This is a genomic window from Polyangium sp. 15x6 (assembly GCF_029960785.1).
Classification (GTDB): Bacteria; Myxococcota_A; Polyangia; order Polyangiales; family Polyangiaceae; genus Polyangium.
Genome location: NZ_JASBQE010000025.1, coordinates 43,467 through 64,456, shown reverse-complemented (window position 1 = coordinate 64,456; position 20,990 = coordinate 43,467). Strand labels below are relative to the sequence as shown.

The following is a 20,990-nucleotide window of genomic DNA, read 5'->3' as shown; positions in this document are numbered from 1 at the left end:
GGGACGCCCCTTCCGCGACGGTGAGGATCCCGCTGCGCGCGTCCCGCCGTGTTTTGAACATCGGGTGGCATGCGTAGCGTCGACAGCGAGCGTCATGCCAGGGCCCTGCCGCCGGTCACCGCTTCGATGACCCGCGCTCGTTCACATCGCCGATCGATCGGGCTGATGCCTCGCCTCGTGCATCCCCCATCCGACGGCCGCGTACCTGCACGACGACCTGCGGATCCGCGCTCCACCACGCGCACGCCTCGGGGTGTCGGCTCAGGAACGCTCGGAGGCGCCTCATCATGGAAAGTCGATCTCGACATGGTAGACGCCCTCTCGCAGACTGGCTTTCACGGGCAGCCCGCTTTTGTAGAAAATCGCCATCATGGGCTTGTTGCTCACCAGCACGTCCGCGAAGAAGCCCGTGACCCCGCGTGCCCGCGCCACCTCGGCCATGCGCCGCATGAGCAACGTGCCAACCCCGCGCCCCTGCCATTCGTCGCGCACCACGAAAGCGATGTCCGCCCTCCGCGTCGCCGGGGCCACGTCGTAGCGGGCGAGGCCGATGATCTCCTCACAGCCGTTGTCGCTGTGAATCACCACGAGGCCCATGTTCTGCTCGTAATCGAGGCACACGAGTTGCAGTAACTCCTCGTGCGGGTGAGAGCGTTTGAACTTCATGAAACGCTGGTAGGTGCTCTCGTCGGAGAGGCGGTAGAAGAGATCCTTCAGCGCGTCCTCGTCCGATATCCGCAGCGGGCGCACGAGCACTTCATGCCCGCCCGGTAGCGTATCGCGCCGCGCCTCCTCCCACGGGTACGCCAAGCGCGCGCAGGCCTGGTCGCCGAAGACGTAGTGGCGCTGCTTGGCCGCCGCGAGCAGGTCAACGCGGTGATCGGGGTGAGCTATATCGATGAGCGCGAGCGCGCGCTGGCGAATGTTCTTGCCCCAAAGATCGGCGATGCCGTGCTCCGTGACCACGTAGTGCACGTCGCCCCGGCTCGTGACGACGCCGGCGCCCTGCTCGAGCCCGGGCACGATGCGGCTCACTTGCCCCTCCTTGGCCGTCGAACGCAGCGCGATGATGGGCTTGCCGCCACGGCTGCGCGCCGAACCGCGAATGAAGTCGACCTGGCCCCCGATGCCCGAGAAGAAGCGGCCCATCAGCGTGTCCGCTGCCACCTGGCCCGTCAGATCGACCGCGAGGGCCGCGTTTATCGCAATCATCATGTCGTTCTGGGCAATGATGAATGGGTCATTCGTGAAGCCCGAGGGGCGCATCTCCACGGCGGGATTGTCGTGCACCCAGTCGTAGAGCGCCTGGCTGCCCATCACGAACGACGTGACGAGCTTGCCTGGCAGGAGCGTTTTTCTGCGACCGTTGATCACACCGCGAAGCGCAAGGCGCATCACGCCGTCGGAAAACATCTCGGTATGCACGCCGAGGTCGTGGTGCTCTCCGAGCGCGGCAAGGGCAGCATCGGGTATCCTGCCAATGCCGGTCTGCAATGTGGCACCGTTCGGGATGAGGCTGGCGATATGGCGGCCGATGGCGCGGTCGACCTCGTCGAGCGGCTCGGCAGCGCGCGTCGGCAGGGGCGCGTCGACGGGCACGAGGTGCTGGATGCGATCGACGTTCAAGAACGAATCGCCATGCGTGCGTGGCATGCGTGGATTGACCTCGGCTAGAATGAGATCGGCGGCGTCGATTGCAGCCCGCACGATGTCCACGGAAACGCCGAGGCTCACGTAGCCGTGCGCGTCGGGCGGCGACACCTGGATGAGCGCGACGTCGATGCGCACGCGTCGCGAGCGGATGAGCTCGGGGATGTCCGAGAGGAAGACCGGCATGAAGTCGGCGCGCCCCTCGGCCACCGCGTCTCGCACGTTCGGCCCTATGAAAAACGCCGTATGACGGAAGCGGCACTCGAGCCCAGCTTTGACGTAGGGGGCGGGGCCCAGGGTGAGCAGGTGGACGATATCATTGCCTTCGAGGTGATGGCCATGCTCGACCATGGCCTCGACGAGCCGCGCAGGTTCGGCCGCACCCGAGCCGATGAGGATGCGGCGACCGCGCGGGATGGCGCGCGCTGCGCCTTCGGGAGTCGTGATCTTGTGGGAGAAGCGCTGTAGCCAGGGTGTGGGATCCACGGGAAACCTCCGTCAGGCTCAGCAAATCCTCGGGAGCTGCTCGCCCGCAGGGATGTCGAGCAATCGGTTCGTGCCGAGACGGCTCCGGAGCGTGACCCGGCCGGCCCGACCAGGCGCCGCGTTGTCGAGGACTGTCCCGATCCGCGCTGGCTCCGGAGCCGCCGGATGGGCGCGCATCACCTCGATGGCCGCCGCCGCGTGCTCCTCCGGCACGAACGCGACGAGCCGGCCCTCGCACGCGACGTAGAGCGGATCAAGTCCGAAGAGCTCGCACGCGCCGGCCACCGTCTCGTTCACGGGAACCGCGCGCTCGTCGATCTCGATGTCGACGCCCGCATCCAGGGCGATCTCATTGAGTGCCGAGGCGAGCCCGCCGCGCGTCGGATCGCGAAGGCAATGCGGCACGACCCCCGCCGAGAACAGCGCGGCGACGAGCCCGTCGAGCGGCGCGCAATCGCTCTCGAGCGCACCCGAAATCGTGAGCCCTTCGCGCATCGAGAGCACCGCGATCCCATGGCGCCCGAGGTCGCCGCTCACGAGAACCTCGTCACCCGGCCGAACCGCGCGAGGCTCGATCGTGATCCCCTCCGGCACGATGCCCACACCGGTCGTCGTGACAAACATCCCGTCGCCCTTGCCGCGATCCACGACCTTCGTGTCACCCGTGACGATCTCCATCCCCGACGCGCGGGCGGCGTCGCGCATCGAGGCGACCACGCGGATGAGGTCGGCCATGGGAAGTCCCTCTTCCAGCACGAAGGCGACCGTGAGCCAGCGGGGCGTCGCACCGGCCATGGCGAGGTCGTTGATCGTGCCGCAAACGGCGAGCTTGCCAATGTCTCCGCCGGGAAAGAACAGCGGCCGCACCACGTAGCCATCGGTGGTCATCGCGATGCGGCCCTTGGGAGCCTCCACGACCGCGCTGTCGTGCCGCGCAGAGAGCGCGGCGCCTCCGAACGCCGGCATGAAAATCTGCTCGACGAGCTCGCGTGACAGGCGACCTCCGCCGCCGTGCGCGAGCTGCACGGTCCGGTGCCGGAGCGGCACCGGGCATGCGAGATCGAAATCGCGCGTAGTCACGACCCAGCCCTCCGGTAACGATAATAGGCCGCGCAGGCGCCCTCGGAGGACACCATCGTCGCTCCGAGCGGTGTCTCGGGCGTGCAGCGTGTGCCGAATGCCGGGCAGGCCGAGGGTTTCTCGATCCCTTGCAGCACCAGGCCGCTGATGCACACCGATGGCTCCTCGGTCGAGATGGTCCCCACGTTGAAACGCGCCTCCGCGTCGTGCTCTGCATACTCGGGGCGGAGTCCGAGCCCACTCTCCGGGATATCGCCGATTCCCCGCCATTTCCGCGGAACTACCCTGAACACCTCCGCGACGACGCGCATGGCCTCGCGGTTGCCCTTCGGGCGCGCCGATCGCGCATACTGGTTCTCGACCTCCGCCCGCCCCTCCTCGAGCTGCACGACGCACATATGGATGCCCTGTAAAAGGTCCGCCGGCTCGAAGCCCGTGACCACGATGGGCGTGTGATGACGCGCGGCGATGGGCCGATACTCGTCCATGCCCATCACCGTGCACACGTGGCCCGCCGCGAGGAAGGCGTCGATCCGACAATGCGGCGCGGAGAGGATCGCGGAGAGCGCCGGGGGCACGAGCACGTGGGAGACGAGCATCGAGAAGTTGCATATGCCGTGCCGCCGCGCCTCGCGCACGGCCATGGCATTCGCTGGTGCCGTGGTCTCGAAGCCCACCCCGAAAAACACGACCTCCCTGCCCGGGTTCTGGCGGGCAATCTCGAGAGCGTCGAGCGGCGAATAGACGATGCGCACGTCGGCACCCTCGCTCTTCGCACAGAAGAGGTCCGAGCGCGTCCCCGGCACGCGTAGCATGTCCCCGAACGAGCAGAAGATCACCCCGGGCTTTGCCGCAATGGCGAGGGCGCGGTCGATCATCTCCAGCGGCGTCACGCATACGGGACAGCCGGGGCCGTGCAAGAGCTCGAGCCCTGGGGGGAGCAGCGCGTCGATGCCGAAGCGTACGATGGAGTGCGTCTGGCCGCCGCAGACCTCCATGATACGCCACGCGCGCGTGGCCCTCGCGGTGATGGCCGCGGCGTAGCGGCGGCAGACATCGGCGTCGCGGTACTCATCCACGTACCTCATTCGGTCCTCCCGTCCGGTCTGCGCCCGAGCTCGCCGAGGTCGCCGATCTCCTCCAGATAGGAGAAGACGCGAGCCGCCTCGGCCTCATCGATGCGGGAGATCGCGAATCCCACGTGCACGATCACCCAGTCACCCTCGCCCGCCTCGGGCACGTATTCGAGGCACACGTCCCGCACGACGCCGCCGAATGCGACGTGCCCATACCGGAGATCGCCCTCTCGCACATCCAGGATCCGGCCCGGCACTCCGAGACACATCACCGTCCTCCAGTTCGATACGCGGCAATCGCCGCCTGGCCCACGGAGATCCCACCGTCGTTCGTCGGGACGCGCCTCGGCAGGCGCACGTCGAATCCGTCGGCGCGCAGCCGCGAGGTGAGCGCGCGCGTGAGCAGATCATTCTGGAAGCAGCCGCCCGCGAGCACTACGCGGGGCAGCTTCACTCGCTCCGCAACACGGGCGCCAAACTCGACCAGGCTCGCGTGGAACCGAGCCGCAATCTCGGCGAGTGGCCGACCGGCGGCTCGATCCGTCAGCACGGCCCGTACCAGTGGCCCCGTATCGGCGACCGCGGGGGCCCCGTTCAGGAGTGGCAACGGATAAGGCACCGGGCGCGGATCTGGGTGCGTCGCGGCGTACCATTCCAGTTCCATGGCCGCCTGCCCTTCGAACGAGCATGTATTCCGCAGGCCGAGAAGCGCCGCGACCGCGTCGAAGAGCCGCCCCACGCTGGTCGAGAGCGGTGCCGCAAACCGACGGGTCATCGCTGTGAGCAGACAGGACGCGGCGGACTCATCCCATAGCCCGCGCGCCGCCGCGAGGGTGTCCGGGCCGAGCGTCGCGTAAAGCAGGCCGAGCGCGCTCCGACGCGGCTCGCGGGCGGCGCGATCACCGCCCGGTAGGTGGAATGGCAAAAGGTGCGCGACGCGGCGGAAGCCGGAGGCGTCCGCGACAAGCGCCTCGCCGCCCCACGCGGTGCCGTCTGCCCCGAGCCCCACACCATCCCACGCGAGGCCGAGCACCTCGCCTTCGTCCAAGCCGTGCTCGGCTACCACGGATACCACGTGGGCGTGGTGGTGCTGCACGCGCACGAGCTCTGCCCCCCATTCGCGTGCAAGTCGCTCGGCAAGGCGGCTCGACGCGTAATCCGGGTGCAGATCGCATGCAACGACGGACGGGCGCACGTCGAAGAAGCGGGTCATGTCCCTTGCCGTGCGCTCGAGCAGATCCACGGCGGCGGGGCCATCCAGATCGCCGAGATGCTGGCTCGTCAAAAGCTCGCCCCCCGCGGCTAGGGTGATCGTGCTTTTCAGGTGCGCGCCCACGCCGAGAACGGATGCATCGGCGACCCATCGCGCGACGGAGAGGGGCGCGAACCCGCGGGCGCGCCGGATCACGGAAATGCCGTCGGGACCCGCGCGCACCACGGAGTCGTCAATGGCCCGCACAATGGGGCGGTCATGAACGAGAAACAGATCGGCGATGCCCGCGAGACGTGTGAGGGCCTCCGGCACGTCCACGGCGAGGGGCTCCCCCGAGAGATTGCCGCTCGTGCAAACGAGCGGGCAGCCGGCGGCCTCGGCCATCAATCGGTGCAGTGGTGAGGCCGGCAGCATCGCGCCCACGAGCGGACTCCGCGGCGCCACCTCGGGGGCGAGGATGGAGGGCACTCGGCGGCGCACGAGCACGATGGGCGCCTCCGGGCCCACGAGCACGCGCATCTCCTCGGCAGAGAGCACGGCCGATGAGGCTGCGGCGTGCGCGTCCGCGAAGAGCACGGCGAAAGGCTTCTCATCACGCCGCTTCCGGCGGCGCAGTACCCTCACCGCATCGCTATCGGTCGCGTCCACGAGGAGCTGGAATCCCCCCACGCCCCGCAGCGCGACGACACGGCCCGCGCGCAGCGCCGACGCGGCGGCTCGGAGCGCGAGATCCGCCTCGGCGATCTCCTCACCCGCAGGCGACAGCAGGGAAAGGCGGGGGCCGCAGCGCGGGCAGGCGATCGTCTCGGCGTGGAAGCGACGGTTGCTCGGGTCCTCGTATTCGTGCCGGCATTCGTCGCAGAGCGCGAAGGCCCGCATCGAAGTGCGGTCGCGATCGTAGGGCAGCGATGAGATGACGGAATAGCGCGGCCCGCAGCGGGCGCACGTGGTGAAGGGATACCCGCGGCGCCGGCCCTCCGGGGCGAGGGTCTCGGCCATGCAATCGGCGCAGGTTGCGAGATCTGCGGGCAGCAGCGGCGCGGGCCGCGCGCCCTCCTCGCTCGGCAGGATCGAGAACCCGGAAGAAGGTGGAGCCGCGCCGGTGCGCGCGGGGAGCTCGCGGCGCTCGATTCGCGTGACGGCGCCTGGCTTCGGCAAGTCGAACGCGAGCGCGCGGACGAACTCCTCGATCCCCTCGGGGGACCCCTCGGCCTCGATTTCCACGGTGCTACATCCATTCTTGACCCAGCCCGACAAACCGAGCGCCATGGCCTTGCAATAGACGAACGGGCGGAAGCCCACGCCCTGAACGATCCCCTCCACGTGCAAGGACACGCGCACCATAGCGTCCTCCTAATCAACCTCCATACAATCGATGCCGAGACCCGTCGGCCCGAGGAGCGTGGCCTCGGTGGAGCCGCATCGAGGGCAAAGGAGCAGGTGCTGCTCGGGCCGGTAGGTCTTCCGGCAGGCGCGGCACTCGGCCTCGACCCGGAGGAGCACGAGATCCAGCCGCGCCCCCTCGGCCTTGGTTCCGCGGGCGTGCGCGGCGAAATGAAACGCAATCGCCCCCGGATCGAGCTGCTCCGTTTCGGCAACCCAGCCTCGCACCGCGCGTACGCGTGCCGCGCCCTCGTCGTTCGCTCGCGCGAGCGCCAAACGAAGAACCTCTTTGCCCAGCGAGGACTCGTGCATAGATCGTCGGCTCCTCTTCAGCTCGCTTCCGCAACGAGGTTTCGTACGGCCTCGGTCGCGCGCGGGACGGCGGCGAGCGCCTCGGGCGACAGGCCGTACGCAAGGCAAGCCGGGCGCTCGACGGAGATCGCGACGATCGAGATGTCGCGACAGACCTTGTCGGGTGCGAGCGCGCGGGCGAGCCCGAGGACCTGTCCCACGGTCAGCCCGTGCGTCGAAATGGGTGCGATATCGCGCGCGTCGAGCGCCTCCTCCGCGAGCACGTGCACCGTGCCAGCGCCGCCGCCACCCAGGGCCGCGTCCACGAGGATCACGCGGCGCGCGCCCTCCAGAAGGGGCAGGAGCGCGGAAGGCTCGGGAACCTCGCAGAGGTCGACACCCTCGCCTGTCCCCTGCGCCCGCAATGCATCGAGCACGGCCGGCCCTACGCCATCATCGCCAGCCGCACGCTGGCCTATGCCAATCACGCGAACGACCACATCAATCCTCCCGTTCGATTGCAAGGCGTAAAAAGTGGGTCGAGCAGGAGATGCAGGGATCGAAATTGCGCACGGCCTGCTCGGCCCGCCGCGTGGCCGCCGCGTGGGGCATCGCGGCGAGCGTCGGGGCGAGCTGCCAGAGATCCTGCTCGATGCATTTCTGGTTCTGGGAGGTGGGCGGGACGATGCGGGCGTCCTCGACGAGCCCAGCCTCGTCCAGCGTGTATTTGTGCCAGAGCATGCCGCGCGGCGCCTCCGTGCAGCCATATCCCGTGGCCCTGCGCGGGGCGGCCGCGATCGCGGGCGCGTCGGGCGGCGCGTACCCGTGGATGATTCGGATCGCCTCGTCGAGCGCCTGGATGATCTCAACCATACGCGCGAGTAGGCTCTTGTATGTGTTGTGGCAGGGCGGGACGAACTCCACGCGCTCTGCGGCGTCACGGGCCCGTTCGCCGAGCCGATCGAAGTTCAGGTTGAACCGGGCGAGCGGCCCGCACTGATAGTCGCCTCGGCCGCGAACGACCGAGTGCAGCGCTGTCGAGTGCGGCACTTGCAGCTCGGCGAAGTGCTCCTCGTACGCGTGCAGGTCGATGTCGAGGCCCTTGTTCGAGACGATGCGACCCTCGCAGAACGGGTATTCGTCCGCATGGCGCAGCGCGACGTACTCGTAATCACGCTCGAACGCCGGGAAATCGAACCGCGCCGCCCAGGCGAGGCACATCTCCGCATCACCGAGCGCAGTTTCCAGCGCGGGCAAGAGCGCTGATAGCTCAGCTCGAGTCGGCACCCGGTAGAACCCGCCGACCTTGACGTTGATCGGATGGATCTCCCGGCCGCCGAGGGCGGCCACGATTGCATTTCCAGCCTTCTTGATGCCGAGGCCTCGCACGACCCATTCGCGGTGGTCCTTCGCCATCGCGATCGCGTCCTCGTAGCCCAGGAAATCGGGCGCGTGCAGCATGAACACGTGCAGCCCGTGGCTCTCGATCCACTCGCCGCAGTAGAGCAGACGCCGAAGCGCGCGGAGCGTGCCGTCCGTCCGGATGCCGAGCGCGTCCTCGATCGCGTGGCAGGCGCTCATCTGGTAAGCGACGGGGCAGATGCCGCAGATGCGCGCGACGATATCGGGGACTTCCTGGTATGCCCTGCCGCGCAGGAAAGCCTCGAAGAAGCGAGGCGGCTCGAAGATACGCAGCTCGACCGCCGAGGGTTTGTCACCCTTGAACCGGATGGTGAGCGCCCCCTCGCCCTCGACGCGCGCGAGGTAATCGACCTTGATCGTCCTAGCCACGGCGCCCCTCCTTCAACCGGATCTGCACGAGTTGCTCTTCCTGCGCCCTCCGGAACGGTGGCGCGGCCGTGTTGAACGTGGCGTAGGTCCGCGCGATGTCCTCTTGGCTCGCGCCTGCGGCGACGAGCGCCCATTCGAGCCCGCCCGTATTCGTCGTCTCGGCCGGGCCGAAGCAGCCATAACAACCGCGGTGGTACGTCGGGCAGAGGGCGCCACAGCCCGCGTGCGTGACCGGGCCGAGGCAGGGCGTCCCGTGCGCGACCATGACACAGACATTTCCGCGCAGCTTGCATTGCATGCACACCGAGTGGCTCGCGATCGATGGCGTTCGGCCGGAGAGCAGCGCCGAGAGCACCGCGAGGAGCTGGCGCTTGTCGATGGGGCAACCGCGGAGCTCGTAATCGACCTTCACGTGGTCCGCGATGGGCGTCGAGGTCGCGAGCGTGTCGATGTACTCCGGTCGCGCATAGACGACACGCGCGAATTCCTTCACGTCACGGAAGTTGCGGAGCGCCTGGACGCCGCCAGACGTGGCGCACGCGCCAATGGTGACGAGGACGCGCGACTGGGCGCGGACCTCGCGGATCCGCTCGGCGTCGTGCGGTGTGGTGATCGACCCCTCGACCAGGCTGATGTCGTACGGGCCCCGAAGGACCCTGCTCGATGCCTCGGCGAAGCTCGCGATCCGAACAGCGTCGGCCAAGAGGAGCAGCTCGTCCTCGCAATCGAGGAGGCTGAGCTGGCAGCCGTCGCAGGAGGCGAACTTGAAGACGGCCAGCTTGGGTCTCTTCTTCCGTGTAGGCACGTTACACCTCCCTCACCAGGAGCAGGTCCTGCACCCGGTCGTAGCGGTACACGGGGCCGTCTTTGCACACGAAGGAGGGACCGAACTGGCAATGACCGCAGAGGCCGATGCCGCAGCGCATGTTGCGCTCCATGGTGATCCATATCCTGTCCAGCGAGACGCCGAGCCGCTCGAGCTCGCGGGCGCAGAAGCGCATCATGATCTCGGGGCCGCAAATCATGGCGAACGCTCTTCCTGGATCGAATGCGGCCCGGCTGATGAGCTTGGTGACGACGCCCGTATTTCCTCGCCAGTCGCTCCCGGCCGTGTCGACCGTGACCTCGACCTCGACGTCGAGCCTGCCGCGCCAGCGCTCGATCTCCTTGCGGTAGAGGATGTCGTCGGGGGTGCGGGTGCCATAGAGCAAAGCGACCTTGCCGAACGCTTCGCGACGGCGGAGCGCGTGGTAGACGACGGGGCGCAGCGGGGCGAGGCCGATGCCGCCAGCGATCACCACGAGATCGCTTCCCTCCGCCTCACGGATCGGCCAGGCGCTGCCGAACGGCCCGCGCACGCCCACGACGTCACCACGGCCGAGGCGCTCGAGGGCACGCGTCACCGCGCCCACGGCGCGGATCGTGTGTTCGAGCCGATCGGGCTGGTGGGGATCACCGCTGATCGAAATGGCCGATTCACCGGCACCGAACGGGTACAGCATGTTGAATTGCCCCGGCAGGAACGGAAAACCGCCGCGGGCAGAGACGTCGAGCTCGAACGTGAACACACCGTGCATCTCCCGTTTCGCTCGTGTGATGCGGAGCGGCTCGGGGAGCATGGGGTCGGGGGCGGAGGAGACGTTCATGGCCTGGCCCGATAGACGTCGAGCGTTTGCAGCCGCGCCCGCTGCAGGCGGCTGTGGACCTCGTTCAAAAGCCGTCGGGTGAAGGCGTACCCGAAGCCGTGGTCGGCCTCGAGCTTGGCGCGCAGGCAGGCGCCATCGATCGCGAAGAGGTGCGCCAGATGGATTCCGCGCGCATCGAGCCCCCACCGATAGGGTGGAAAGAGCGTCGACCAGCCGAGCGCGTCACCCCCGCCGACGGTCTCGACCACGATGGTTCCACGGGCGCCATCGTGGATCTCGAGGGCGATTTTTCCGGAGCGAATGAGGTAAAGCTCATCGGCGCGCTGGCCCTCGCGGAAGAGTAACTGGCCCTCGTCGAGGCGGACGTTCCTGACGCAGCCGCTCAGGAAGTCGACGTGCTCATCGGACATGCCGGCGACGAGGGAATGCTGCGCGATCGATCGGGCGAGGGATTCCTTCTCCATGCTCCTCGTTCAGCCGTCCTTTTCCGGCAGCCCGACGGCGGCAGCCTCTTCCGTAATGTCGATCCCCACGGGACACCAGGTGATACAGCGCCCGCAGCCTACGCAGCCGGAGGTTCCGAACTGGTCATGCCAACCGGCGAGCTTATGGGTCAGCCATTGACGATAACGCGCTTTGATCGAGCTGCGCACGGATCCGCCGTGCACATGGGAAAAGCCGAGCGTGAAGCACGACTCCCAGCGCTTCGTGCGCTCGGCGGTCTCGCCCGCGAGATCGGTCGTGTCCTCGAATTCTGTACAGAAGCAGGTGGGGCAGACCATCGTGCAATTGCCGCAGGCCAGGCAGCGCGTCGCGACGTCGTCCCAGCGCGGGTGCTCCAGGTTTTTCTGGAGACGCTCCTTGAGCCCGCTCGTGTCGAGACGGCGACCCATGGCCGCGGCAGTACGCTCGGAGACGGAGGCTGCTGCACCGATCTCTTCTGGATTGGCCGGACGAACGGGCAACTCCGCGGCGACGGCGGCCCCGTCGTCGCTTCCGATTTCGACGAGAAAGCGGTGGTCGCCCGGCTCGACGAGCTCGGTGAGAGCGAGATCGAACCCCCGCTCGGCACGCGGGCCGGTCCCCATGGAGGCGCAAAAACATGTACCTCCTGCGCGCATGCAGTTCACCGCGACCACGAAGACGTCGCTTCTACGTGCAGCATAACGGGGATCGGGGTGCTCGCCGTGGATGAGGATCCGGTCCTGGATTGCGATCGCGTGGATCTCGCAGGCGCGGGCGCCGAGCAGGGCGATGCGCTGGCGCGGCGCCTCGTCCGGGATGACGGAAAACCCCTCCTTGTGCCGACGAATCTGGAACAAGCGCTCGACCGGTACATGGAAGGTTTGCTTCCAGGAATGCGGACCGACGGTGAACGCAAAAAAGGCGCCATGCTCGCGGCGCTCGAGGCGATAGCGGCCTGGTCCCTGGACGTCTTCGAGGCCGATCGGCAGGTCCGCGGCGCGCCGCACATCGTCGATCACGATTGCGCCGTCACGCGCTACGGGCCCGAGCACGCGGTAGCCGCGCCCAGCGAGCGCCTGGACCAGGGCGTCCAGATCGGCTGCTGCGAGGACGACGGGCAAGCGTGCAGCCGATCTTGCGGGGTCAGGCGCAAGGGGTGCGGGGGCGGCATGGGGCGTTGGCATACAGCAGTGGTTTCAAAAGGCGTAAGACCGACAGCGGCAAGGGGGATGCCTCGCGTTGCTAGACTAGGGGAGGCGTGGATTTTGCCGGCACGCCGGCAAGCGCCGCGAGCCCAGGGGGAGGTGACCATGGTCGCGCACGTGATCTGGTTCGAAAAACTGTCGCGCGGGGACATCGCGTCGGCTGGTGGAAAAGGGGCAAACCTGGGTGAGCTCACGCGCGCGGGTCTGCCTGTGCCTCCCGGCTTCGTCATTACTGCGGACGCGTTCCTCTCCTCGATGGACGCCGCGGGCATACGGCAGCAGCTCGCCGAGCGTTTGGCGGGGCTCGACCCGGACAACGCGGCCGCTCTGCGCGCGACGAGCGCCGAGATGAAGCGCCTCGTCCGCGCAGCAGCGATCCCGGCCGACATAGAGGCGGAGATCGTCGATGCCTACCAAAAGCTCGGCCCCTCCCCCGCTGTGGCGGTGCGCTCGTCCGCCACCGCGGAGGACACGGCCACGACCTCGTTTGCCGGAATGCACGAAACGTACACGCACGTCGTTGGGCAGCAGGCGCTGCTCGAACGCGTGCGCGACTGCTGGGCGTCCGCGTACGGCGAGCGCGTGGTTGCTTATCGGAAGACCGAGCAACTCGGAGACGAGCCCGCTTTGGCGGTCGTCGTGCAACGAATGGTGAGCTCCGATCGCTCGGGCGTGATCTTCACCGCGGACCCGGCGACGGCGGATACCTCGCGCATCGTCGTAGAAGCGGCGTTTGGCCTCGGAGAAGTCGTGGTCGGTGGTCAGGTCGAGCCGGACACGTACACCGTGTCGAAGCGCGGCCCCCGGCTGCTCGAGGCCCGCGTGGGGCACAAGGCGTTCAAGGTGATCCGCGGCCCAGACGGCGTGGAGCGACGCGTGGACCTCTCGGAGGAGGAGGGGGGCCGCAGAGTGCTCCGAGACGAGGAAATCCTCGCGCTGGTGCGCCTGGCAATGCAGGTCGAGGATCATTACGGTGCGCCCCAGGACATCGAATGGGCCGAGCAGGGCGGCGCCTTCTATCTCGTACAGAGCCGCCCCATCACGACGATCGGCGCGCCGCCGGAGCGAGGAGCGGTGCTCGTCTCCGGCCTCGGCGCCTCGCCGGGCGTTGCGTCGGGTCGAGTGCGCGTACTGCGCTCGCCGGGCGAAGGGCAGAGGCTCGAGGCGGGCGAAGTGCTCGTGGCGCCGATGACTTCACCTGACTGGGTGCCTACGATCCGACGCGCGGCGGCGCTCGTGACCGACAGCGGCGGAATGACCTGCCATGCCGCGATCGTCAGCCGCGAGTTGCGTATCCCATGCGTGGTCGGCGCACGCTCGGCGACCCACCAGCTCCGGGACGGCGAGCTCGTCACCGTGGACGGGGCGCGCGGCCAGGTGCTCGCTGGCCCCGCCCCCGCGGTCGAAAAGCCCAGGGCGGCCACTCCAGGGCCTGGGGCGGCCCCCTCTGCTGGGCCGTCGGGTGCGCCTTCGCCGGCCGTTCTCGGCACGCGCCTTTACGTCAACCTGGCGATTGCAGACCGCGCCGAAGAGGTCGCCGCGCTGCCGGTGGACGGCGTGGGGCTGCTCCGGGCCGAGTTCATGCTGCTCGACGCGCTCGCCGGGGTGCACCCGAAAGAGCTGCTCGCGTCCGGCGGCCGCGACGACTTCATCCAGCGCATGTCGGCCTCGCTGCTCCGCATCACCCGCGCCTTTCACCCCCGACCGGTCATCTATCGGACCTACGATTTCCGGACGAACGAGTTCCGCGGGCTGAAAGGAGGCGAGCGGTTCGAGCCCATCGAGGAAAATCCGATGATCGGATATCGCGGCTGCTATCGCTACGTGCGAGAGCCCGAGCTGTTCACCCTCGAGCTCGACGTTCTCGCCCGGGTCCGTGAGGAGACGCCGAACTTGCACCTGATGATCCCGTTCGTGCGGACGCGCTGGGAACTGGAAGCGTGCCTCGAGATGGTCGATCGAAGCGCGCTCGGCCGCCAGCGAGGTCTTTGGCGATGGGTCATGGCCGAGGTCCCCTCGGTGGCGTACTGGATCCCTACGTATGCGCGCATGGGCATCGACGGTGTATCCATTGGTTCGAACGACCTGACCCAGCTCATGCTGGGCGTGGATCGGGATTCCGGGTTGTGCGCCGAGCTCTTCGACGAATCCGACGCAGCCGTGCTCGACGCGATCAAGCGGATCGTCCGCGCGTGCCAGAAGGTCGGAATCACCTCCTCGTTGTGCGGCCAGGCACCGTCGAATCGGCCCGAGTTTGCCGAGCACCTGGTGCGGCTCGGTATCACATCGATCTCGGTCAACCCCGACGCGGAGCCGGCTGCACGGCGGGCGATTGCCGCGGCCGAGCGGCGCCTGCTGCTCGAGGCGGCGCGGCGGCCTTGAGCCTCGAGCCTCGTCATGACGCTCGGCGCTGGACCTTGGCCTCCGCGGCGTCGAGCTTCCTGTCGAGGTAACGGCCCAGTGCTTCGGTCATGACCACGGCGGTGATCGCATTGGAAAAAACGCCGACACCCGGGACGAAGCCAAGGAGGAGATTCGCCACGAGGCGCGCGCCCGCACCGCCCCAGATGAGCCCCGAGAGCCGTCCCCACGGCGCCTTCCAGAGGCGAAGTCCACGTTTCCGCGTGAAAGAGGCCGCGTACCAGTAGTGAACGGGGACCACGAGGAGCTCGTCCGCCGCAGGGATTGGCTGCGTCACGTGGCTGAGGACGCTGGAGAAGACATCGACTTGGGTCGTGAGGCGGCGTGTCTCGGGAGTCACGGAGCTCGAATGGGGTTGCCTTCCGCCGATCGACAGCCGTCACGGCGTCAGAGCACCGAAGAGAGAAACCGCCGCGTCTGCTCGTGCTGGGGATTGTCGAAGACGGCTTTCGGCTCACCCTGCTCCACGATGACGCCCTCGTCCATGAACACGAGGTGGGTCCCGACCTCCCGCGCGAACCCCATTTCGTGGGTCACCACGACCATGGTCGTCCCCTCCGATGCGAGCCGCTGCATCACGGCGAGCACCTCGGCCACCAGCTTCGGATCGAGCGCCGAGGTGACCTCGTCGAACAGAATCAGGTCCGGGCGCATGGCCAGGGCTCGTGCGATCGCCACCCGCTGCTGCTCGCCCCCGGAGAGCTGCCCTGGATGGCTCAGGGCCTTCTGGCCGAGCCCCACGTGCTCGAGCTCCGCCCTGGCCCGCTCCCTGGCCTGGTCCCTGGGCATGTGCAGCACCTTTTCCAGGGCAAGGGTGATGTTCCCCAGCGCGGTCTTGTGAGGAAAGAGGTTGAACGCCTGGAACACGATTCCCATGTGCGTTCGCACCTCGTTCAGGTTCACCCGAACGTCGGTGATGTCACGGCCCTTGAACCAGACGTGCCCGGACGTCGGCTCTTCGAGCATGTCGATGCAGCGCAGCAGCGTGGATTTGCCCGAACCCGAGGTGCCAATCACCACCAAGACATGGCCGGACGCAAGGTCGAGATCGATTCCCTTGAGCACGTGCAGATTGCCAAACCACTTGTGAATGGCCTCCAGCCGGATGAGCGGCGCGCCCGCCGGGACCGGGCCCGCCGGCCACCCAAGCGCATTGGCTTCGCGGCTCATGCCACGGCCCCCAAAAGACCGCTCCGCAGCCGCTTCTCGACCCAGGTCACCAGCCTGATCAGGGGCAGCGTGACAACGAGATAGCCGAGCCCGGAGGCAACATAAAACGTCGCGTTGAAGAACTGCGAGTAGCCCTGCGAGCCGACGGTGAACAGGTCGCGCTGCGCGTACGAGAGCCCCAGAAAGGCGATGAGCGAGGTGTCTTTGATCAAGATGACGAACTCGTTCATGAGGGGCGGGATGACCCGCCGCACGGCCTGGGGCACGATGACGTACCGCATCGATTGCATGTAGCCGAGCCCGAGCCCCCGGGCCGCTTCCATCTGGCCGCGCTCGATCGACTGGATCCCCGCCCGGAACACCTCCGCGGAGTATGCGCCGGTGTTGAGGGAGAAGGCCAGGATGGCGGCCGTGTAGGCGGACATGTTCACGCCGAGCCCGAGGGCCAGGCCGAAATAGATCAGAGAGAGCTGGAGCAGGAGCGGCGTCCCTCGAAAGAGGTTGATGTACACGCGCACCGGGGCCCGTACGACCGCTCGTTTTGAAATCGTGAACACCGAGAGGACAAGGCCGAGGATCACCCCGAAGAACTCGCCCGCGCCGGCCAGGACGAGCGTGTTTCTGGCTCCGTTCAGGAAGGCCTCGTATTGCGGCACGATCTGCTCGAAGCTCAAGAAGTTCCTGGCGAACCTCTCCATGTCGCCCTGGATGAACCAGAGCAGGGCGAGGCCGCCAATGGCGGCCTGAAGGCCAAGCACCGCCCCGGCGATCGCCTCCTCCCGCGACACCCGGGTCGGCATTCGCCGGTAGGTCCCGAAGCCGAGCGCCGTGGCGCCCGCGCCGAGCAGGCTCCCGAACACGAGGAGCGTGAAAAGCTCGCGCGATTGCAGCGCCGCCGCGATCCGGTCCTCGCGGCGGATCCCGTATTCGGCCAGCACGGACGTGGTGCCGCCCAGCACGACCGCGAGCGCGAGCCCCCCGACGACGGCGCTCACCACCCCGAGGGGCCGGCTCCCCTCGCGGAGCGCGACGAACCCTCGAATCGGACGCGGCGCTGGTATCCGGTTCATGCGCACTCAACCACTCGCCTTCACCGTCAGCGACTGCAGGGCCGAATAATAGGGCTTCGTGAACGACACGATCTTCTGCCGGGCCTTCACCGTGGCGTACGAGGGAGACCCCTCCGGGGCGTACCCGGTCACGGCCGCGGCGACCACGTCGAACCTGCCCGCCGAGAGGCTCGTGAAAATGGTGTCGAAGTTCGAGTTGACCCACTTCGGGGTAAGGCATAGCTCCTTGGCGATGGCTTCGATGAGCTCGACATCGAATCCCGTCGTTTCGCCGTTCTCGGTGAAAAACTCGAAGGGCGGATAGGGGATGTCCGATCCGACCGTCAGCGTCCTCGGCTGGACCGTCGACAGCGAGGGGCAGGCGGAGAAGGGCACGGCCGTCGCCTCCTCCACATGAGACGGGAGCGACTGCCCGGGGAAATACTTGGTGAAGATCGCCTTGTAGGTGCCATCGGCGAAGAGGTTCTCGAGCGCCTGGTCGATGCCGTGGAGGAGCGCGGGGTTTTCCTTGTTGACGGCGAATGCGTATTTCTCGCCATTGTCGATCCGCTGGACGATCTTCAGCTCGGGCTTCCTCTCGACCACGTCTTCGGAGATTGGAAGGTCGTTGATGATGGCTTGGATCTGCCCCGCCTCGAGCGCGTTGTACATGTCGGGAGCCTTGATGAAGGTCACGATCTGGACGCCCCTCGACGCGAGCAAGTTCTCCGCATAAAAAGCGCCGGTCGTGCCCCGCTGCACGCCAACCCTCGCCCCGGGCATGAGGTCGCTCACGCTCGTGATCGGGTGGGTGGGGGGCGAGGGCGGAGCCCTCTTGTCGCACGCTGCAGCGGCCAACACCGTCGCGGCGAGCAACGCCAGCGTCCAGGCGAATCGCTTCTGCATTCTTGTCCTCTCTCGGCATGAATCCGGGCACGAACCGGACCAGACGCCGGCTCGCCCAACCCATCCATTCGTCGCGCTGGCGATCGAAGAGGCTGCACAGGTTGTCCAGGCGGGCGCAGGCTTCCTTGGCGCCGAGCCGACAGGACCCCCGGAGCGGGAGCGCGAACGCACGCGCGAACCATCGACCTTCTTCGTGGTCTTGCGGTCCGCGGAGGCCCACCCCAGCTTCGAGCCGGAGTGCGTCCTTCTCTCTGGAGCTCGTCACGATGGAGAGTCATCCCGAGCCGCTCATCTGTGGCTACAACGTCCACCGAGAGGCCGACCGAAAGGCCATGCTGGAGGCCCTCGGGCTCACGAGCATCGCGGAGCTCTTTTCCGCCATTCCCCAGGAAGTGCGCCTCGGCAGAGAGCTTCGCCTGCCTGCTCCCCATAACGAATGGGCGCTCGGCAGGCATTTGCGGCAGCTCGCGGGAAGGAACGCATCGACCCGGACCCACCTGAGCTTCCTTGGCGGCGGAGTCTACGAGCACCACATCCCCGCGGTCGTCGACAGCCTCACCTCCAGCGAGGCACTGCTCACGGCTTACACCCCGTACCAGCCGGAGCTGAGCCAGGGCCTGCTCCAGATCCTCTTCGAGTACCAGCGCATGCTCTCGCTGCTCACGGGTCTGCGGGTCGTCAATTCCTCGCTCTACGATGGCGCCACGGCAATGGCCGAGGCAGCCTGGATGGCCTGCGCAGCCACGGGCCGGCGGCGTGTCCTCGCATCCTCGCGCATCTGGTCCGAATGGAAGGCGGTCCTCGAGCTCTACATGCGCGGGCGCGGAGTCGAGGTGGCCTACGTCGCCGCGGATCCCGTCTCGGGTCGGTTCGATCTGCGCTCGCTGAAGGAGTCGTTCTGCCGCCCCGCGGCCACCTTCCTCCTGCAGACCCCCAATTCCCTCGGCATCCTGGAGGAGATCCCCGCCGCCGCGGCCCTCTGCCGGCAGCACGAGGCCCTCCTCAATGTCTCGTGTTACCCGATGATGCTGGCGCTCCTGAAGCCACCGGGCGAGCTCGGAGCGGACATCGTGACGTGCGAGGGCCAGCCCCTCGGCCTGCCGCTGTCGGCCGGAGGCCCCTCGCTCGGGGTGCTCGCCTGCACGAAGCGCCTGCGCGAATTCATGCCGGGGCGCCTCGTCGGGGAGGTGCGGGACATTCATGGCAAGCCAGCCCTCGCGCTCATCATGCAGCAGCGCGAGCAGCAGGTGAGCCGCGAGAAGGCCACGAGCAACATCTGCTCGAACCAGGCGCACCAGGCGATGCGCGCCGCCATCTACCTGGCAGCCCTCGGCGAGCGGGGCTTCCGGGAGGTCGCCGCGCAATGCGCTGCCAAGGCCCGTTACTTTCACGAGAAGCTGCTCGCCATTGCCGGCGTCGAGCCTGCGGCGACCGGTCCGTTCTTCAACGAATTCGCGCTCCGGCTCCCCTGCCCCGTGCAAGTGTTCCTGGAGCGAATGCTGGAGCGGCGCGTTTTCGCCGGATGGGAGGTGGATGGCAACCTCCTCGTCGCGGTCACCGAGGTGAGAGCGCGCGCCGAACTGGACGAGGCCGCGGCCATGTTCGCGGAGACGATCGGAGCGCTGAGGCAATGAAGCAGACGATCTTCGACATTTCCCGCCCGGGCGTGAGCGGAGCGGGCCTCTCGGATCCCGATTTCGGGGAGCTCGATCCTTCCCAGTGGTTCGACGCGGCGTCGCTCCGGACCGAGCCCATCGGGCTGCCCGAGGTGAGCGAGGTCGAGCTCGTCCGCCATTACACTGCGCTCGGCCACCGCGCCTATGGCGTAGACGATGGCACCTATCCGCTCGGGAGCTGCACGATGAAGTACAACCCCAAGCGCCACGAGCCCCTGGCAAACCTTTCGGGTTTCGCTCATGCTCACCCGAGGCAACCCGAAAGCACGCTGTCCGGCCTCTGGGAGCTCTTCTTCCACCTCGCCGAACACTTCGCGGAGCTCACGGGGATGGACCATTTCACCCTGCAGCCCGCGGCCGGAGCGCACGGCGAGCTCACGGGGCTCATGCTCGTCCGCGCCTGGTTCGAGTCCCGGGGCATGAAGCGAGACGTGGTCCTCATTCAGGATTCGGCCCATGGCACCAATCCCGCGTCCGCGTCCATGGCGGGCTATCGCTGCAAGATGATCCGGACCACCCCGGAGGGATGGACCGACCTCGACGCGCTCGAGGCCGTGCTCGACGACTCGGTCGCAGCGGTGATGCTGACCAACCCCTCGACCTTCGGCCTCTTCGAGAAGAACATTCGGGAGATCGCGGAGCGCGTCCATGCAAATGGCTCGCTCCTCGTCTACGACGGCGCCAACATGAACTCGCTGATGGGGATCGTCCGGCCCGGCGACATGGGATTCGACGTCCTCCAGCTCAACACCCACAAGACGTTCTCGACCCCGCACCTGTCCGGAGGACCGGGCTCGGGGCCGTGCGGCGTCAAGGCGTTTCTGGAACCCTTCCTGCCGATTCCAGTGATCCGCCGGGATGCGCGCGGATACTTTCCGGATGAAGACCGGCCGCAATCGATCGGCCGGATGAAGTCGTTCTACGGCCACGTCAGTGTCTTGATCCGGGCCTATTGCTACATCCTGACCTCTGGTCCCCGGGGCCTGCGCACGGTGTCCGAGAACGCTGTGCTCAACGCGAACTACGTCCAGGCCCGCTTGTCACCCTGCCTGCCCCCGGTCTTCGGCGGCCGGTGCATGCACGAGTGTCTGCTGAGCACTGCAGAGCTCCAAGTGAGCGCCTTCGACTTCGCCAAGCGGCTCATTGACTACGGGGTGCATCCCCCGACGCTGGTGGGCGCCGGCTGCGTGTACTTTCCCGGCCACCTGCGCGACGCGATGCTGATCGAGCCGACGGAGACGGAGACGCGGGAGTCTTTGGATCGGATGATCGAGAAGTTCCTCCGTGTCGCGCGTGAGGCCCTGGAGGACCCGGACCTGGTCCGGACGGCGCCCCATACCCGCGAGGTCGGGAAGATTCTTCCGCCGGGCTCCCGCGGCCCAGAGCGGGCGCACGAACAGAAGCGCCCAGCGTCGGAGCCGCCTACCGGCACCGCTGCCGCCGGTGCCGAAAGCCCTCCCGCCGCCATCGGCCGGTGATACC

At 67.6% G+C, this 20,990-nt stretch carries 19 protein-coding genes; 3 read left to right on the top strand and 16 right to left on the bottom strand.

The window, feature by feature from the left end; translation table 11 throughout:
• Window positions 1-285: 285 nt before the first annotated feature.
• Genes QHF83_RS20095 through QHF83_RS20040 form a run of 12 tightly spaced genes read right to left on the bottom strand, consistent with a single transcriptional unit; the run spans window position 286 to window position 12,202 of the window.
• Window positions 286-2,136, bottom strand: a complete 1,851-nt coding sequence (locus QHF83_RS20095; RefSeq protein ID WP_282419487.1) for a bifunctional acetyl-CoA hydrolase/transferase family protein/GNAT family N-acetyltransferase — start codon at window positions 2,134-2,136, stop codon at window positions 286-288.
• Between the two features lie 18 nt (window positions 2,137-2,154).
• Entirely contained in the window at window positions 2,155-3,216 is a 1,062-nt protein-coding gene (gene hypE / locus QHF83_RS20090; RefSeq protein WP_282419486.1) for a hydrogenase expression/formation protein HypE, read from the bottom strand.
• Window positions 3,213-4,304 (bottom strand): hydrogenase formation protein HypD, encoded by a 1,092-nt coding sequence (hypD, locus tag QHF83_RS20085; RefSeq protein ID WP_282419485.1) that lies wholly within the window; start codon window positions 4,302-4,304, stop codon window positions 3,213-3,215. The genes hypE and hypD overlap by 4 nt, the downstream gene beginning before the upstream one ends.
• Entirely contained in the window at window positions 4,301-4,561 is a 261-nt protein-coding gene (locus tag QHF83_RS20080; protein WP_282419544.1) for a HypC/HybG/HupF family hydrogenase formation chaperone, read from the bottom strand. Before QHF83_RS20080 ends, hypD begins: the two co-directional genes overlap by 4 nt.
• Window positions 4,561-6,849 carry a carbamoyltransferase HypF gene (gene hypF, locus QHF83_RS20075; protein WP_282419484.1) on the bottom strand — a complete coding sequence of 763 codons (2,289 nt, stop codon included), beginning with the start codon at window positions 6,847-6,849 and terminating at the stop codon, window positions 4,561-4,563. The genes QHF83_RS20080 and hypF overlap by 1 nt, the downstream gene beginning before the upstream one ends.
• Window positions 6,850-6,858: 9 nt before the next feature.
• Entirely contained in the window at window positions 6,859-7,200 is a 342-nt protein-coding gene (locus QHF83_RS20070; protein WP_282419483.1) for a hydrogenase maturation nickel metallochaperone HypA, read from the bottom strand.
• Window positions 7,201-7,217: 17 nt separating this feature from the next.
• Window positions 7,218-7,667 carry a hydrogenase maturation protease gene (locus QHF83_RS20065; RefSeq protein WP_282419482.1) on the bottom strand — a complete coding sequence of 150 codons (450 nt, stop codon included), beginning with the start codon at window positions 7,665-7,667 and terminating at the stop codon, window positions 7,218-7,220.
• Between the two features lie 13 nt (window positions 7,668-7,680).
• The gene (locus QHF83_RS20060; RefSeq protein ID WP_282419481.1) at window positions 7,681-8,970 is read right to left on the bottom strand and encodes a Ni/Fe hydrogenase subunit alpha; all 1,290 of its coding nucleotides are present in this window, start codon (window positions 8,968-8,970) and stop codon (window positions 7,681-7,683) included.
• A complete protein-coding gene (locus QHF83_RS20055) occupies window positions 8,963-9,775 on the bottom strand; it encodes an oxidoreductase (RefSeq protein ID WP_282419480.1) in 813 nt (270 codons plus the stop codon). The genes QHF83_RS20060 and QHF83_RS20055 overlap by 8 nt, the downstream gene beginning before the upstream one ends.
• 1 nt (window position 9,776) lies before the next feature.
• Window positions 9,777-10,616, bottom strand: a complete 840-nt coding sequence (locus QHF83_RS20050; RefSeq protein ID WP_282419479.1) for an FAD/NAD(P)-binding protein — start codon at window positions 10,614-10,616, stop codon at window positions 9,777-9,779.
• A complete protein-coding gene (locus QHF83_RS20045) occupies window positions 10,613-11,080 on the bottom strand; it encodes a cyclic nucleotide-binding domain-containing protein (RefSeq protein ID WP_282419478.1) in 468 nt (155 codons plus the stop codon). The genes QHF83_RS20050 and QHF83_RS20045 overlap by 4 nt, the downstream gene beginning before the upstream one ends.
• A 9-nt stretch (window positions 11,081-11,089) precedes the next feature.
• The gene (locus QHF83_RS20040) at window positions 11,090-12,202 is read right to left on the bottom strand and encodes a 4Fe-4S dicluster domain-containing protein (RefSeq protein WP_282419477.1); all 1,113 of its coding nucleotides are present in this window, start codon (window positions 12,200-12,202) and stop codon (window positions 11,090-11,092) included.
• A 189-nt stretch (window positions 12,203-12,391) separates the two neighbouring features.
• On the opposite strand from QHF83_RS20040, the gene ppsA reads away from it, so the two are divergent.
• Complete coding sequence (gene ppsA, locus QHF83_RS20035; protein WP_282419476.1) at window positions 12,392-14,668, top strand: phosphoenolpyruvate synthase; 2,277 nt, start codon at window positions 12,392-12,394, stop codon at window positions 14,666-14,668.
• Window positions 14,669-14,681: 13 nt separating this feature from the next.
• Here ppsA and QHF83_RS20030 read toward each other — a convergent pair whose 3' ends face one another.
• The 4 genes from QHF83_RS20030 to QHF83_RS20015 are packed head-to-tail and all read right to left on the bottom strand — an operon-like array spanning window position 14,682 to window position 17,832.
• Window positions 14,682-15,047, bottom strand: a complete 366-nt coding sequence (locus QHF83_RS20030) for a hypothetical protein (RefSeq protein ID WP_282419475.1) — start codon at window positions 15,045-15,047, stop codon at window positions 14,682-14,684.
• 47 nt (window positions 15,048-15,094) lie between these two features.
• Window positions 15,095-15,877, bottom strand: a complete 783-nt coding sequence (locus tag QHF83_RS20025) for an amino acid ABC transporter ATP-binding protein (RefSeq protein WP_282419474.1) — start codon at window positions 15,875-15,877, stop codon at window positions 15,095-15,097.
• Window positions 15,874-16,947, bottom strand: coding sequence for an amino acid ABC transporter permease (locus QHF83_RS20020; RefSeq protein ID WP_282419473.1), 1,074 nt, complete (start codon window positions 16,945-16,947; stop codon window positions 15,874-15,876). The genes QHF83_RS20025 and QHF83_RS20020 overlap by 4 nt, the downstream gene beginning before the upstream one ends.
• A gap of 6 nt (window positions 16,948-16,953) precedes the next feature.
• Entirely contained in the window at window positions 16,954-17,832 is an 879-nt protein-coding gene (locus tag QHF83_RS20015; protein ID WP_282419472.1) for a transporter substrate-binding domain-containing protein, read from the bottom strand.
• 266 nt (window positions 17,833-18,098) lie between these two features.
• Between QHF83_RS20015 and gcvPA the strand changes: the two genes are divergently transcribed.
• Entirely contained in the window at window positions 18,099-19,466 is a 1,368-nt protein-coding gene (gcvPA, locus tag QHF83_RS20010; protein WP_282419471.1) for an aminomethyl-transferring glycine dehydrogenase subunit GcvPA, read from the top strand.
• A complete protein-coding gene (gene gcvPB, locus QHF83_RS20005; RefSeq protein ID WP_282419470.1) occupies window positions 19,463-20,986 on the top strand; it encodes an aminomethyl-transferring glycine dehydrogenase subunit GcvPB in 1,524 nt (507 codons plus the stop codon). The genes gcvPA and gcvPB overlap by 4 nt, the downstream gene beginning before the upstream one ends.
• The last annotated feature ends 4 nt before the right edge of the window (window positions 20,987-20,990 follow it).

Bases quoted from the DNA above. Each gene is read 5' to 3' on its own strand.
- hypD (WP_282419485.1), bottom strand. From the start codon at position 4,304: ATGAGGTACGTGGATGAGTACCGCGACGCCGATGTCTGCCGCCGCTAC.
- QHF83_RS20050 (WP_282419479.1), bottom strand. From the start codon at position 10,616: ATGAACGTCTCCTCCGCCCCCGACCCCATGCTCCCCGAGCCGCTCCGC.
- gcvPA (WP_282419471.1), top strand. From the start codon at position 18,099: ATGGAGAGTCATCCCGAGCCGCTCATCTGTGGCTACAACGTCCACCGA.
- ppsA (WP_282419476.1), top strand. From the start codon at position 12,392: ATGGTCGCGCACGTGATCTGGTTCGAAAAACTGTCGCGCGGGGACATC.
- hypF (WP_282419484.1), bottom strand. From the start codon at position 6,849: ATGGTGCGCGTGTCCTTGCACGTGGAGGGGATCGTTCAGGGCGTGGGC.
- QHF83_RS20015 (WP_282419472.1), bottom strand. From the start codon at position 17,832: ATGCAGAAGCGATTCGCCTGGACGCTGGCGTTGCTCGCCGCGACGGTG.
- QHF83_RS20045 (WP_282419478.1), bottom strand. From the start codon at position 11,080: ATGGAGAAGGAATCCCTCGCCCGATCGATCGCGCAGCATTCCCTCGTC.
- QHF83_RS20020 (WP_282419473.1), bottom strand. From the start codon at position 16,947: ATGAACCGGATACCAGCGCCGCGTCCGATTCGAGGGTTCGTCGCGCTC.
- QHF83_RS20070 (WP_282419483.1), bottom strand. From the start codon at position 7,200: ATGCACGAGTCCTCGCTGGGCAAAGAGGTTCTTCGTTTGGCGCTCGCG.
- QHF83_RS20025 (WP_282419474.1), bottom strand. From the start codon at position 15,877: ATGAGCCGCGAAGCCAATGCGCTTGGGTGGCCGGCGGGCCCGGTCCCG.
- QHF83_RS20080 (WP_282419544.1), bottom strand. From the start codon at position 4,561: ATGTGTCTCGGAGTGCCGGGCCGGATCCTGGATGTGCGAGAGGGCGAT.
- gcvPB (WP_282419470.1), top strand. From the start codon at position 19,463: ATGAAGCAGACGATCTTCGACATTTCCCGCCCGGGCGTGAGCGGAGCG.